At 72.4% G+C, this 13090-nt stretch carries 13 protein-coding genes and 1 riboswitch; of the genes, 10 read left to right on the forward strand and 3 right to left on the reverse strand.

Features of this window, described 5'->3' with window-relative positions:
• Positions 1–27 precede the first annotated feature (27 nt).
• Positions 28–513 (forward strand): phospholipase, encoded by a 486-nt coding sequence (locus AB0E91_RS23540; protein WP_161181792.1) that lies wholly within the window; start codon positions 28–30, stop codon positions 511–513.
• 73 nt (positions 514–586) lie between these two features.
• On the opposite strand, the gene AB0E91_RS23545 is transcribed toward AB0E91_RS23540, so the two are convergent.
• Positions 587–1159 carry an ABATE domain-containing protein gene (locus AB0E91_RS23545; RefSeq protein WP_361785206.1) on the reverse strand — a complete coding sequence of 191 codons (573 nt, stop codon included), beginning with the start codon at positions 1157–1159 and terminating at the stop codon, positions 587–589.
• A gap of 62 nt (positions 1160–1221) precedes the next feature.
• Between AB0E91_RS23545 and AB0E91_RS23550 the strand changes: the two genes are divergently transcribed.
• The gene (locus AB0E91_RS23550; RefSeq protein WP_361785209.1) at positions 1222–2076 is read left to right on the forward strand and encodes a metallophosphoesterase; all 855 of its coding nucleotides are present in this window, start codon (positions 1222–1224) and stop codon (positions 2074–2076) included.
• Here AB0E91_RS23550 and AB0E91_RS23555 read toward each other — a convergent pair whose 3' ends face one another.
• Complete coding sequence (locus AB0E91_RS23555) at positions 2077–2496, reverse strand: hypothetical protein (protein WP_361785212.1); 420 nt, start codon at positions 2494–2496, stop codon at positions 2077–2079.
• 94 nt (positions 2497–2590) lie between these two features.
• Here AB0E91_RS23555 and AB0E91_RS23560 point away from each other — a divergent pair, with 94 nt between their 5' ends.
• Positions 2591–2998 (forward strand): DUF3224 domain-containing protein, encoded by a 408-nt coding sequence (locus AB0E91_RS23560; protein WP_361785215.1) that lies wholly within the window; start codon positions 2591–2593, stop codon positions 2996–2998.
• A gap of 62 nt (positions 2999–3060) precedes the next feature.
• Positions 3061–4353, forward strand: coding sequence for an MFS transporter (locus AB0E91_RS23565; RefSeq protein ID WP_361785218.1), 1293 nt, complete (start codon positions 3061–3063; stop codon positions 4351–4353).
• On the opposite strand, the gene AB0E91_RS23570 is transcribed toward AB0E91_RS23565, so the two are convergent.
• Positions 4334–4912: a suppressor of fused domain protein gene (locus AB0E91_RS23570; RefSeq protein WP_361785221.1), complete on the reverse strand. Its 579-nt coding sequence runs from the start codon at positions 4910–4912 to the stop codon at positions 4334–4336. The genes AB0E91_RS23565 and AB0E91_RS23570 overlap by 20 nt on opposite strands.
• Before the next feature lie 179 nt (positions 4913–5091).
• On the opposite strand from AB0E91_RS23570, the gene AB0E91_RS23575 reads away from it, so the two are divergent.
• The 6 genes from AB0E91_RS23575 to AB0E91_RS23600 all read left to right on the forward strand — a co-directional run bounded on the left by AB0E91_RS23575 (position 5092) and on the right by AB0E91_RS23600 (position 12996).
• Entirely contained in the window at positions 5092–7194 is a 2103-nt protein-coding gene (locus AB0E91_RS23575; RefSeq protein WP_361785224.1) for a SpoIIE family protein phosphatase, read from the forward strand.
• Positions 7195–7255: 61 nt separating this feature from the next.
• Positions 7256–7324: riboswitch (Fluoride riboswitch) on the forward strand.
• A 29-nt stretch (positions 7325–7353) separates the two neighbouring features.
• The gene (locus AB0E91_RS23580) at positions 7354–7881 is read left to right on the forward strand and encodes an NUDIX hydrolase (protein WP_361785227.1); all 528 of its coding nucleotides are present in this window, start codon (positions 7354–7356) and stop codon (positions 7879–7881) included.
• Positions 7882–7920: 39 nt separating this feature from the next.
• Positions 7921–9603 carry a cryptochrome/photolyase family protein gene (locus tag AB0E91_RS23585; protein WP_361785230.1) on the forward strand — a complete coding sequence of 561 codons (1683 nt, stop codon included), beginning with the start codon at positions 7921–7923 and terminating at the stop codon, positions 9601–9603.
• Positions 9604–9708: 105 nt separating this feature from the next.
• Entirely contained in the window at positions 9709–10419 is a 711-nt protein-coding gene (locus AB0E91_RS23590; protein WP_361785233.1) for an alpha/beta fold hydrolase, read from the forward strand.
• 132 nt (positions 10420–10551) lie between these two features.
• Positions 10552–11988 carry a cytochrome ubiquinol oxidase subunit I gene (locus tag AB0E91_RS23595; RefSeq protein ID WP_361785236.1) on the forward strand — a complete coding sequence of 479 codons (1437 nt, stop codon included), beginning with the start codon at positions 10552–10554 and terminating at the stop codon, positions 11986–11988.
• Positions 11989–12996: a cytochrome d ubiquinol oxidase subunit II gene (locus AB0E91_RS23600; protein WP_361785239.1), complete on the forward strand. Its 1008-nt coding sequence runs from the start codon at positions 11989–11991 to the stop codon at positions 12994–12996.
• Positions 12997–13090: the final 94 nt, after the last annotated feature.

The raw sequence follows: 13090 nt of genomic DNA on the forward strand, positions 1-13090 counted from the left end.
CACGGGCCCCACATACCGGAGGTCTTCATGCGTCGTCGTCTTGCCGCTCCCCTCGTCGTCGCCGCTCTCGCACTCCCCGCGGTCCTCATCCCGGCCGCCACGGCCTCGGCTGCCCCGGCCGACAAGATGCAGGTGCTCAGCTCCTGGACGCAGACCAGCGCGGCCAGTTACAACGCCTGGAACTCCGCCCGGTCGAACCAGGGCCAGTGGGCGGCCTACGGGTTCGACTGGTCCACGGACTACTGCAGCTCCTCGCCGGACAACCCCTTCGGGTTCCCGTTCCAGACGTCCTGTGCCCGCCATGACTTCGGCTACCGCAACTACAAGGCGGCCGGTGCCTTCGACGCCAACAAGTCCCGCCTCGACTCCGCCTTCTACGAAGACCTCAAGCGCGTGTGCAACAACTACTCCGGCGCCACCAAGACCGCCTGCAACTCGACCGCCTGGACCTACTACCAAGCGGTCAGCATCTTCGGCCTGAAGGCCGCCGACAAGGCGACGGCGGCCAAGTAGCGCCGGCCCCCGTGAAGTCGACGGCAGGATCGGTCTCCCCGGACCGGCCCTGCCGTTTCCGCGTCCGGTGCGCCTACCGATTCCTCGCGTAATGCCGTGCCGCCCGCGCCCTGTTGGCGCAGGAGGTCTTGCAGTACGTCTGTCTGCCGTGGTCCTGGACGAAGTAGCGCACACAGCGCGGCGCGGGACACGCGCGCAACCGCTCCCGTAGCGGACCTGCCAGGAACTCCACTGCCGAGCGGGCAAGTTGGGAGGGCAGGTCGGAGGGATCGGCCGCCGTGAGTCCCAGGAGCGGAGCCGCGTCGGGGTCCGTCCACTCCAGACGTACCGTCACCCGCTCACGTGCCGCGTAATGGTTGAGCAGCTCGAGTGCCTGGGCTAGGGAGAGGCTTGGATCGGCCCGGGAGTCCTCGCGGCCGGTGGCGTACGCGAACAGCGCGCGGAGCGCCCGTCGTACGTCGATGACCTCGTCCCGCAGTCCTCCGGGCGTGCCGGGTGGAGCCCAGGCCAGAAACCCGGTGACGGTGGCGAGATCGTCGGCCACGCCGCCGTGGCCGTCGTGGTGGACAGTGCCCGTCAGATCGAGCGGTGAGAGGGCCGCGCCGGTGCGCTGCGCGGTCTCGGGTTCCGTGCCGGTGGTTTCCATGAGCGCTCCTAACGGTTATGGTCCACTTTACCGTTAGAGCGAGCTGAGGGGTGGCAGCGGGTATGGCACAGGACACGACAGGCAAGTCGCTTACGAATCACAGGAGTTCACGCGTAACCCTCGCTCACGTCAGCGACCTTCACTTCGACGGCGGCGCCCGCGCCGAGGAGCGTGCCGTCCGGGTGCTCGACCGACTGCGGTCCATGCCGGGGCCGTTCGACGCGCTGCTGGTCACCGGGGACATCGCGGACCACGGCACCGAGGCCGAATACGAGGTCGCCGCACGGCTGTTGGCGGACTTCCCGGCCCCCGTGCTCTGCCTGCCCGGCAACCACGACGTGCGCGGCCCCTACCGCAAGGTCCTGCTCGGCGAGCCCGCCTCCGCCGCGCCGGTCAACCGGCTCCACCGGGTCGGCCCGCTTGCCGTCCTCATGCTCGACGTGACCGTCCCCGGCCGCGACGAGGGGCATCTGGCCGACGAGACGGCGGCCTGGACACGCGCCACGATCCGCGACGCGCTGCCCGCGGGCACACCGGTCGCCCTCGCTCTGCACCAGCCGCCCGTGGCACTCGGGCGCGGTCTGGTCGACGACATCATGCTCGACAACGCCGACGACCTCGCCGCGCTGATCTCCGAACACCCCCAGATCGTGGCGGTGTTCGGCGGCCACACCCACTCCGCCACCGTGACGACCTTCGCCGGTCGCCCCCTCGCCCTCGGCCCCGGAGTGACCTCCACCCTCCGGCTCGGCTGGGAGACCGGGGCCGAGGAGTGGGGAGAGGTCATCGACCGGACGGCTCCGCCCGGGTACGCGGTGCACGTACTGGAGTTGCCCGCCGAACTCGCCGAGGGCTCCGCCGACTTCGGGTCGCCCGGCGTCGGAACGCGGCTGACCTCGCACTTCCGCACGGTGTGATCAGACCTGGTAGGGGTACAGGGCGACGTTCTCCGACGCGACGTCGATCCGCACCCAGGAGCCGTCCAGGTCGTCGGGGACCGGAGTCGCCGGATCGAGCAGCACGGACCAGTGCCCCAACTGGAGGCGGGCGGCACCGTCGTCGGTCGGACGGAGGCGGCCACGCAGGCTCACCCGGTCACCGTCCTGCCGGAGTTCCGGTTCGGCGACAGCGGCCGACCGGGCGTTGCGGCCCCATCGAATGTCCTCGTCGACGGTCCATTCGACGAGGTGCCGGCCGTCGGCCTCGCGCGGATCACCGCGCCAGAGCACCACGGCGGACCCGATGGGGGTGTGCACCCGAACCTTCATGTGCGACGAGGCCTGCGGCAAGTCCTGCGGCAGGCTCTCCGTACGGACGAACATCGCCTCATCATCCATGACGTCACCTCAGATCATCGGCTCGGACCCCGAACCCAGACCACCGGAATCCGCTACGAGTATCGATGTCAGACCCTGCGGATACGGTCGGCCCATGAGAGCTGACGGAACGTTCACCGTGAAAGCGTTCGTCCCGACCGGGGTGACACCGGACCCGGCCGTCACCACCGGCCTCCCGGTCGGGGTCGCGCGGATGGAGAAGCACTTCGAGGGCGGGATCAGCGGGCGGGCGGCGACCTTGTTCACCGCCGCGTTCGACCAGGCGGCCGGGGTCGGCACGTATGTGGCGATGGAGTCCTTCGAGGGCTCGCTGAACGGGCACGAGGGCGCGTTCAACTTCGCGCACTCGGCGACCACCACGGGCAGCGACCGTGCCGCGCAGTTCTTCGTGATCGTCCCGTCGAGCGGCACCGGCGACCTCACGGGCATCTCCGGTACCGGCGGCATCGAGATCGAGGCCGACGGCACGCACCGGATCTGGTTCGACTACGAACTCGACTGAGCCCTCCGGGTGCCACGACGAGCGAGCCACGGACAGCGAGTCACCGACCGAGAGGAACGTACGTGGGCTTCATCCGGATCGTCCCGCCCGGCGGGCCCGCGCGCACACTCGCGCTGGCCCAGCTGACGAACTCGGTCGGCGACGGCGCGTACTACGTCTGCTCGGTGCTCTACTTCAGCCGGGTCGTCGGCCTCGGCCCGACCCACATCGGCGCCGCGCTCACGCTCGGCTGGGCGCTCGGTGCCGTCGCCGGGGTACCGCTCGGTCACCTCGCGGACCGGCGGGGGCCGCGCGGTATCGCCATCCTCATGTCCGTGGCGACGGGCCTGGCCGTGGGGTCGTTCCTCTTCGTCCGCTCCTACCCGGCGTTCCTGGCCGCCGTCTGCGCGTACACCTGCTGCCAGTGCGGGCTCGGGGCGGCACGGCAGGCCCTGCTCGCCGGGCTGGTCGAACCGGCCCGGCGGACCGAGACCCGGGCGTATCTCCAGTCGACCGTCAACGCCGGGCTGGCCCTCGGCGCTGCACTGGGCGGTATCGCGCTGCGGCTCGACACGGAGGGGGCGTATCTGACGGCGCTGGCGGCGGACGGGGTGAGCTTCCTGGTGGCGGCGGTGGTGTTGTCGCGGCTGCGGCCCCCGACCGGGGTGGCGGCGACGGCGGGACAGGGCGGTCCGAACGGGGGGCAGGGCGGCCCGAGCCTCACGGTCCTCCGCGACCGGCCGTACGCCCTGGTGTCCCTCCTCAACATGATCATGCTGCTCTACATGCCGCTGCTCAGCGTGGTGCTGCCGCTGTGGATCGTGGAGCGCACCGAGGCGCCGAGCTGGACGGTCTCGGCGCTGCTGGTCGTCAACACGGTCGGCGTGGTCCTCTTCCAGGTCCGCATGGCCGCCCGCGTCAGGGACCTGCCCTCCGCGTCCCGCGCGCTACGGCACGCCGGGCTCGTCCTCCTCGCCGCCTGCGCCTGCTTCGCCCTGTCGGCCGGCGGCACCACCGCCTGGACCGCCGCCCTGCTGCTCCTGGCCGCCGCCTGCGTCCAGGTCCTCGGCGAGATGCTCCTCGGCTCCGGCTCCTGGGAGATCGGTTTCGCCCTCGCCCCACCCGACAAACAAGGCCAGTACCAAGGCTTCTACGGCGCCGGCACCGCCGTGGCCCGCCTCATCGGCCCCCTCCTCCTCACCACCCTGATCCTCTCCGGCGGCACCCTCGGCTGGCTCCTGCTGGGAGCGCTGTTCCTGACGGCGGGCCTGGCGATGGGTCCGGCGGTGCGGTGGGCCTCCGGCCGGGGCGCGGCCGGGACGACGCCCGCGGTGGCGATCGACGAGCCCCGGAAACTCAGACGACCGACGCCCTGAAAGGATCGGTGGGGACGATCTCCGCCTCGTCGAAGAGCCGCTCCAGCGCCTCGTGCCCGTGACGCCTGCGGAACTCGATCTCGGCCGTGGTCACGGGCAGCGTCCACAGGATGCGGGCGTGGCCCCCGGGCACGGGACAGTGTTCGAGGTCCGGTCCGTGGAGATAGGGCAGGCTGATCAACAGGTGATCGCAGGTTGACCCCGGCACCCAGGGTTCACCGATCGGCAGGCTGTGCTCCACGTCGAGCCGATGGCCTCCGCGGTGGTAGTAGGCGATCATCGCCATGAGTTCGATGAACCGCTGGTCGCGGACATGGGCGGTCATGACGAACTCCAGGCCGTCATCGACGTCCTCCGTCGAGTCCCAGCACCCGGCGGTCACATAGGCCCAGCCGTCGCCGCGCGGACCGGGCCCCACGACGAGAACGCGCAGCTCGGGCACCACCTCTCGCCGTTCCGGCCCGAGGTCGAAGTCGACGACCTCCACGGCGTGGCCTGCGAAGAACGCCCGCACATGCGACTCAACGGCCTCCGCGGCCGACTCCCTCGCCTCACTCACCACGCGATCATCCCACCGCGAGCGATCACCCCTGCTCCGGCCTCACCTGGTCCAGGCCCCCGCCCCGCGCGGCAGCGCCCCCGCACCACCGCGCCCCTCGGGCATAGTGGTATGAGCTGACGCAAAAGGCGCGGCCCGGGCGTACCCCGTGCCGGGTCGGGCGACGGGAGGCGGCGGGTATGGGTGGCAAGGACCTCTGGGGCCAGGGGGCCGGACCGGCCGAGGTCCAGGGCGCCGGGGTGCCCGGGGGGCTGCTGGATCTGCTGCACGCCTCGGCCGTGGTCGTCGACGGGAACGGCCGCATCGTCCTGTGGAGCCCCGAGGCGGAGGAGCTTTTCGGGTACGCCGCCGACGAGGCGCTCGGCGCGTCCGTGGACGAGCTGCTGGCCTCGCCGGAGGACGTGGAGCACGCGCACGAGCGGTTCGGGCGGATACAGGTCGGGGAGAGTTTCGCGGGCGTCTTCCCCGCCCGGTGCAAGGACGGTTCCACCCGGTTGGTGGAGTACCGCAAGGGCCGCCTGCACGACCCCGACGGCAGAGTGCTGGGCCTGGCGCTCGCCGCCGACGAAGGCACCGTACGACGCGTGGAGGGCGACCTCGCGCTGTCGGAGCTGCTGATCGACCAGTCCCCGGTCGGGCTCGCGGTGTTCGACACCGATCTGCGCTGGATACGGATCAACTCCGCCCTGACCACCGCCAACGGGGTCAGCGAGCGCGAGGTGCGCGGGCGGCGCCTGGAGGACACGCTGCCCGACCTGGACACCGGCGCGATCGAGTCCGCGATGCGGCAGGTGCTGCGCACCGGCGAGCCGATCCTGGACCAGCGCACGGTGGGCCGTACCCCGCTCGACCCGGACCACGACCACGCCTGGTCGGAGTCGTACTACCGCATCGAGGACCAGCGCGGGCACCCCCTCGGCGTCGCGGTGTCCGTCGTGGACGTCACCGAGCGGCATCTGGCCGCCACCGAGATCGCGGCGGCCCACCGGCACCTCGCCACCCTCACCGAGGCCAGCTCCGGCATCGGCAGCACCCTGGACCTCCAGCAGACCGTGCGGGAGCTGGCCGCCGCCGTCGTACCCCGGTTCGCCGACCTGGTCACCGTCGACGTACTGGACTCCGTCGTGATCGGGCAGCGGTCCCTGGCCCCGCACTCGGGCGGCGACCACGGCGGCTTCCGCACGCTGGCGGTCGCCGCGGTCCGCCCCGACGGCAGCGACGGCACCGCCGAGCTGCCGGACGGCCTCACCGGCTCCGGCTCGTCCCCGCTGCTGTGCCGCAGCGTCCGCGAGGCCGCCCCCGTACTGATCCCGCGCGTGGACGACACCGCGCTCCGCGAGCTCGCCCGGGACGAACGGGCCGCCGAGGCCCTGCGCGGTGCCGGGGTCCGCAGCGCCCTGGCCGCGCCCCTGCTGGCCCGTGGTTCCGTGCTCGGCGTGCTCACGCTGTACCGCACCGAGGACACCCGCCCCTTCGACAGCCGCGACCTCCAGCTGGTCTGCGAACTCGTCGGCCGCGCCGCCGTCAGCGTGGACAACGCCCTGCTCTACGGCCGCGAGCGCGAGACCGCGCTCACCCTCCAGCACAGCCTGTTGCCCCAGCAGCCCCCCGACCAGCCCGACGGCCTGGAGATCGCCGTCGGCTACCGGCCCGCCGGGAGCGGCACCGAGGTCGGCGGCGACTGGTACGACGTACTGGCGCTCCACGACGGCCGGGTCGCACTGGTCGTCGGCGATGTGATGGGCAGCGGCATCCGCGCCGCCGCGATCATGGGCCAGCTGCGCACCACCACCCGCGCCCTGACCCGCCTCGACCTCCCGCCCGCCGAACTGCTCGGCCACCTCGACGAGACCGCCGCGGAGCTGAGCGAGTCCTTCGCCACCTGCGTCTACGCCGTCTGCGATCCCAAGCGCGGCACCTGCGTCCTGTCCAGCGCCGGACATCTGCCGCCCGTGCTCGTCCAGCCCGGCCAGGGCGCCCGGCTCCTCACCCTGCCGCCCGCCGCGCCGCTGGGTGTGGGCGGCGTCCCCTTCGGCACGCTCGAGACGAAGCTGCCCGAGGGCTCCCTGCTGGCCCTGTACACCGATGGCCTCGTGGAGTCCCGGCACGAGCCCATCGACGTCGGCATCGAGGCGCTGTGCCGCGCGCTGGAAGGCGCCACCGGCGCCACGGCCTCCCTCCAGGACATCTGCGACACGCTCCTCGACACCCTCGACCAGTCCTCCGGCGACGACACGGCCCTGCTCCTCGCCCGGCTCGGCCCGGCCGGGGGAGCGGAGTAGGACGCACCGATGGCCCCGGCTCCCGTTTGCCGGTGCTTCCGACCGGTTCGACAATGGACGCAGCACCCGCGGCGATGAGGCTCGCCGTAACCGCGGACGCGAACGCGCCGCTGATGGCCTCTGCCGGCAGACCCGCACGTCATTCGCGAGGAGGTCGGCATGACGATGCCGGACGACATGATGCTCCGCTGCTCCACCATCCTCTTCCGAGGCCAGTGCGTGCTGCTCGTCCACCGCACGGCACAGGGCCTGGACGACTGGGTGCTGCCCGGCGGCACACCGCGGATGGGCGAGAGCATGGCCGCCTGCGCCCGCCGCGAGATGCGCGAGGAGACCGGTCTCGCGGTGGAACCGACCCGCGTCGCCTTCGTGCTGGAGGCCGTCGACCCCGACAGCCGGCAGCGCACGGTCGACCTGGTCTTCGCCGCCGACGGCTCGGCCCACGGCCAGAGCCCGGTGGCCCGCGAACCGGGGATGACACCCGAGTTCGTGCCCTTCGCGCGCCTGCGCGCCCTCGACCTCAAGCCGCCCCTGGCCGGACACCTGCCCGGCTTCTACCACCACGGCGCCCGCCGGTACGCCCCCTACCTCGGCAACCTCTGGCGCCCGAACGACACCGCCTCCCGCATCAGACGCGCCACCACCTTCTTCCGCCGCACCCCGCGCCCCGCCCCCGAACTGGACTGACGGCGCCCACACGACCGGCTGAGGAGACAAGGCGCCCGCATGACCGACCCGCACTGGCTCTTCGGTGACCAGCTCGGCCCCCACTTCCTCACCCCGGGCGACGACGGCCCCGCCCGCGACGCCCCCGTCGTCATGATCGAGGCCCGCTCGGTCTTCCGGCGCCGCCGCTTCCACCGCGCCAAGGCCCACCTGGTCCTCTCCGCGATGCGCCACCGCGCCGCCGAACTGGGCGACCGCGTCCGCTACGTCCGCGCCGAGACCTACCGCGAGGGCCTGCGCGAAGCCGCCGGGGACGCTCCTGTCACCGTCCACCACCCCACCTCCCGCGCTGCCCTGCGCCTGGTCCGCTCCCTGGACCGGGTCCGTGTGCTGCCCACCCCCGCCTTTCTGCTCCCGCACGACGCCTTCCGCGCCTGGGCGGACGGCCGCGACGGACGACGGCTGCGCCAGGAGGACTTCTACCGCTGGGTCCGCCGCGAACTCGGCCTCCTCATGGACGGCGACACCCCGGCCGGCGGCCGCTGGAACCACGACCACGCCAACCGCGAACCCCCGCCCAAGGGCGCGAGCACCCTCGGCGCCCCCGCCCCCTACCGCCCCCGCGAGGACGACATCGACGCCGAGGTCCGCGCCGACCTCGACCGCTGGGAACAGCAGGGCGGCATCCGCTTCACCGGCCGCGACGGCCCCCGCCGCTTCCCCGCCTCCCGCCGCGAGGCCCTAGGCCGTGTCCGCAAAGTCCCGCCTGGCTCGCGACGCCTGGCACGCACGCTCGCCGCGTTGTCGGGCTCACCCGCGTACACCCAGTACGCGGGCGACCCTCCGCCTTGCGATCGCACGCACCAGACGCCGCGAGCCCTGCCCTCCGGGCAGACGACGCTACTTTGCGGACACGGCCTAGCCGCGCTGCGCCGCTTCACCGAGCACCGGCTCGCCGGATTCGGCCCGCACGAGGACGCCATGCTCGCCGCCGACCCCGTCATGAGCCACAGCCTGCTGTCGTCCTCCCTCAACCTCGGCCTGCTCGACCCGGCCGAGGCCGTCGACGCCGCCGAGGACGCCTGGCGCTCCGGACACGCGCCCGTGCACAGCGCCGAGGGCTTCGTACGGCAGATCGCCGGCTGGCGCGAGTACGTCTGGCACCTCTACTGGTACTTCGGCGAGGCCTACCGCCACCGCAACGCCCTGCACCACCACGCCCCGCTGCCCGACTGGTTCGCCGATCTCGACGCCGACGCCGTCACCGCCCGCTGCCTGGCCACCGCACTCGCCCAGGTACGCGACACCGGCTGGACCCACCACATCCCGCGCCTGATGCTGCTCGGCAGCCACGCCCTCCAGCAGGGCTGGGAACCGGCCGCGGTGACCGACTGGTTCCACCGCAGCTTCGTCGACGGCTACGACTGGGTGATGCTGCCCAACGTCGTCGGCATGTCCCAGTACGCCGACGGCGGCCGCATGACCACCAAGCCGTACACCTCCGGGGGCGCCTACATCCACCGCATGAGCGACCTGTGCGACGGCTGCGTCTACCGTCCCGGGGACCGCACCGGCGAGCGGGCCTGCCCCTTCACCACCGGCTACTGGTCCTTCGTCCACCGCCACCGCGAGGTCCTCGCGGGCAACCTGCGCACCGCGCGCGCCGTCCAGGTCCTGGACCGGCTCGGCGACCTGGACGAGGTGCTCCGCACGGAGCGGGGGCGCGGCGCCGGACCGCCGTGACCGGTTCCCGGTCAACCGGGTTTTCCGTTCCGGGCCAAGCCGCGCGGCGATCGGCTACGGATTCCCCACGGCGGCCGACGATCACGACAGCGGGGAGCACGGCGGATGACGACGGACAGGACGGTGACGGACGGCGGGGAAGCGAGGAGCGCCCTGCTCGTACGGCACGCGCCGGAGACCGTACGGGCCGCCGTCCTCACCGCGCACGGCGGCCGCGCCGAGGACCACACCCTCTCCCGCCCCTGGCACCTCGCCGCGGTGCGGATGCGCTCCCTCCTGCGCGCGGTCGGGACCGGCCTGCCCCCGGACCACGTCCTGCTGGGCGAGATCCGCTACCGCCACCGGGGCTGGAACGACGGCGCCGCCGCCGACGACGTCCGCCGCGCCCTCGCCGAACTGGCCGCCCGGCACGGCCCCGTACCCGTCGTCCTCGTCGGCCACTCGATGGGCGGCCGGGCCGCGCTGCGCGTCGCCGACCACCCCGCCGTACGCGGCGTACTCGCCCTCGCCCCCTGGCTGCCGCCCGGTGAGCCCACCGCCCACCTGGACGGCGCGCGTCTGCTCGTACTCCACGGCGACGCCGACCGCGTCACGGCCGCGGCGGACTCCGCCCGCTTCGTCGAGCGGGCGCGCGCGGAGGGAGCCCACGCCGGGATGGCCGTCCTCGCCGACACCGGTCACGCCATGCTCCGCCGCCTGCCGACCTGGCACACCCTGGCCGCCGAGGCCGTCACGGACCTGCTGCGCAGCCGGCCCGCCCCCGGCGGCCTGGTCGCCCTGACCACCACGTCCGACGCCCCGGCCGTAAACATCTGAAGGCCGCACCCGCCGTAACAAGGGCATAAGGGGACGCATCCGAATCAGGTGTACGAAGTGAAACAGATCCATGGAAGGCGGCCGTAGTCCCCGGTGGCCGCAGTCCCTCCCGAGCACGAGGAGGAACCGTCCATGTTCACGGTCGACCCGGCCGGACTCACCGCGATCCTGGCCGCCGCGGACCCGGATCAGCTGCTGCCCGCGCGGGAACAGATGGCCTTCACCCTGGGCTTCCACATCATCCTGGTCCCCTTCGGCGTGGCGCTGACCTCCCTCATGCTGATCGCCAACTACCGGGGACTGCGCAAGGGCGACGAAGCGGCCCTGCTGCTGGCCCGGCGCTGGTCGAAGGTCGCCGCCGTGCTCTTCGCGGTCGGCGCCATCACCGGCACCGTCCTCTCCTTCGAGCTGGGCATCCTCTGGCCCGGCCTGATGAAGAACTACGGCGCCGCCTTCGGCTTCCCGTTCGCCATTGAGGGGCTCTTCTTCTTCCTTGAGGCCATCTTCGTCGCCATCTACATCTACGGCTGGGACCGGATGCGCCCCTGGGCCCACTTCTGGGCGGGCGTACCCGTGGCGCTGGCCAGCGTCGGCGGAGCGGCCGCCGTCATCGCCGCCAACAGCTGGATGAACCAGCCCGGCGGCATCACGATGCGCGACGGGCGGGTGGTCGACGTACGCCCGGCGGAGGTCTTCTTCAACGGCGCCTTCTGGTGGCAGTTCTGGCACATGCTGCTCGCCGCCTACATCGTCGCCGGATTTGTCGTGGCGGGCGTCTACACGGTCGGGATGCTCCGGGGACGGCGCGGTCACTACCAGCGGCTCGGCTTCCTGATCAGCTTCGTCACCGCGGCCGCCGCCCTGCCCGTCCAGATCTTCGTCGGCGACACCATCGCCCGTGAGGTCTTCGACGACGAGCCCGCCAAGTTCGCCGCCATCGAACTGCTCCCCACCACCGGCAACCACGTCCCGGAGACCCTGGGCGGCTTCCTGATCGACGGCGAGGTGCGCTACGGCATCTCGGTACCGAGCGTGGCCTCCATCCTCGCCGGGTTCAAACCGTCGACCACCATCAAGGGGCTCGACGCCGTACCCGTGGCCGTACGGCCCACCACCGAGCAGGTCAACATCGTGCACTGGGCGTTCGACATCATGGTCGGCACCTCCATGGTCATGCTGGCCGTCGCCGCCTGGTTCGTCTGGGTGTGGTGGAAGCGCCGCGGCACCCTGGAGACCGACCGCTGGTTCCTGCGCGCGGCCTCCGTCTGCGGGGTGCTGTCCATCCTCAGCCTGGAGAGCGGCTGGGTGGTCACCGAGGTCGGCCGCCAGCCCTGGATCGTCGTCGGCCTGCTGCGCACCCGGGACGCGGTGGCCACCCAGGGCAACCTGTGGATCACCTTCGGGGTCGTGGTCGCCCTCTACACCGCCGTGGGTACCGCGGCCATCTGGGTCCTGCTGTCCATGAAGAGACGGTGGCAGAAGCAGGGCGACGGGACGGTCCACGTGCCGTACGGGCCGGACGCACCATCCGGTGCCCCGAGCGAGCGCTCCGAGGGGAAGGTGTCGTAAATGGCCGACGTGGTAGCGGTGTTCCTCTTCATCGGCGTCATCGCCTACGCCGTGCTCGGCGGCGCCGACTTCGGCGCGGGCTTCTGGGACCTGATCGCGGGCGGCGCCCGGCGCGGCCGCGAGCCCCGCCACCTCATCGACTCCTCCCTCGCCCCCGTGTGGGAGGCCAACCACACCTGGCTCATCTACTGCCTGGTCGTCCTGTGGAGCGGCTTCCCCACCGCCTTCTCCGCCATCACCACCACGCTGTACATCCCCCTGGTCCTCGCCCTGCTCGGCATCGTCCTGCGCGGCGCCGGGTTCGCCTTCCGCAAGGCGACCATCAGCACACCCGAACAACGCCTGTACGGCGCCGCGTTCGCCCTGTCCTCCGTCCTCACGCCGTACTGCTTCGGCGCCATCGCGGGCGGCCTGGCCTCCGGCCGCGTACCGACGGCCGGCAACGGCGACGCCGTATCGAGCTGGGTCAACCCCACCAGCATCCTCGGCGGCGTCCTCGCGGTCCTGGCCTGCGCCTACCTCGCCGCCACCTACCTCACGGTCGAGGCACTGCGCCGCGACGAGCACACCCTCTACCGGTACTTCCGCAACCGTGCCCTCGCCGCCGGAGCGGTGACCGGCGCGGTCAGCATCGCGGGCATCTTCGTCCTCCAGTCCGACGCCCCGCGCCTCTTCGCCCATCTCACCGGCCGCGCACTGCCGTTGGTCGTCCTGGCCGCGGTCGGCGGCGTACTCGGCCTCGCGATGCTGCGCGCCCGCAGGACCTTCGGCGTGCGCGCCATCGCCGCCGGGGCGGTCGCCCTGGTGGTCGCGGGCTGGGGCGTCGCCCAGTACCCGTACCTCCTCGGCACCCACCTGACCCTCACCCAAGCCGCCGCCCCCGACGCGACGCTCGCGGTGGTCGTGGGCGTGGCCTGTGTGGCGGCGGTGCTGATCGTCCCGTCGATCCTGCTGCTGTTCCGGTTGAGCGGGCGGGGGAGTGTGGGGGTGGGGGACCGGCCGTTGTGAGGGGCGTGCGGAATGCGATGAAGGCGACCCAGAGGGTGACATCCCGCTAAAGTGGGGCGACTTGGGCGCATCCGTGAAAAGGGACTCACCTGTG

Source organism: Streptomyces sp. NPDC026659 (assembly GCF_040638245.1).
In the GTDB taxonomy this organism is placed as follows: Bacteria; Actinomycetota; Actinomycetes; order Streptomycetales; family Streptomycetaceae; genus Streptomyces.

Coding starts and splice junctions, on each gene's coding strand:
- AB0E91_RS23540 (WP_161181792.1), top strand. CDS start 28: ATGCGTCGTCGTCTTGCCGCTCCCCTCGTCGTCGCCGCTCTCGCACTC.
- AB0E91_RS23545 (WP_361785206.1), bottom strand. CDS start 1,159: ATGGAAACCACCGGCACGGAACCCGAGACCGCGCAGCGCACCGGCGCG.
- AB0E91_RS23550 (WP_361785209.1), top strand. CDS start 1,222: ATGGCACAGGACACGACAGGCAAGTCGCTTACGAATCACAGGAGTTCA.
- AB0E91_RS23555 (WP_361785212.1), bottom strand. CDS start 2,496: ATGGATGATGAGGCGATGTTCGTCCGTACGGAGAGCCTGCCGCAGGAC.
- AB0E91_RS23560 (WP_361785215.1), top strand. CDS start 2,591: ATGAGAGCTGACGGAACGTTCACCGTGAAAGCGTTCGTCCCGACCGGG.
- AB0E91_RS23575 (WP_361785224.1), top strand. CDS start 5,092: ATGGGTGGCAAGGACCTCTGGGGCCAGGGGGCCGGACCGGCCGAGGTC.
- AB0E91_RS23580 (WP_361785227.1), top strand. CDS start 7,354: ATGACGATGCCGGACGACATGATGCTCCGCTGCTCCACCATCCTCTTC.
- AB0E91_RS23585 (WP_361785230.1), top strand. CDS start 7,921: ATGACCGACCCGCACTGGCTCTTCGGTGACCAGCTCGGCCCCCACTTC.
- AB0E91_RS23590 (WP_361785233.1), top strand. CDS start 9,709: ATGACGACGGACAGGACGGTGACGGACGGCGGGGAAGCGAGGAGCGCC.
- AB0E91_RS23595 (WP_361785236.1), top strand. CDS start 10,552: ATGTTCACGGTCGACCCGGCCGGACTCACCGCGATCCTGGCCGCCGCG.
- AB0E91_RS23600 (WP_361785239.1), top strand. CDS start 11,989: ATGGCCGACGTGGTAGCGGTGTTCCTCTTCATCGGCGTCATCGCCTAC.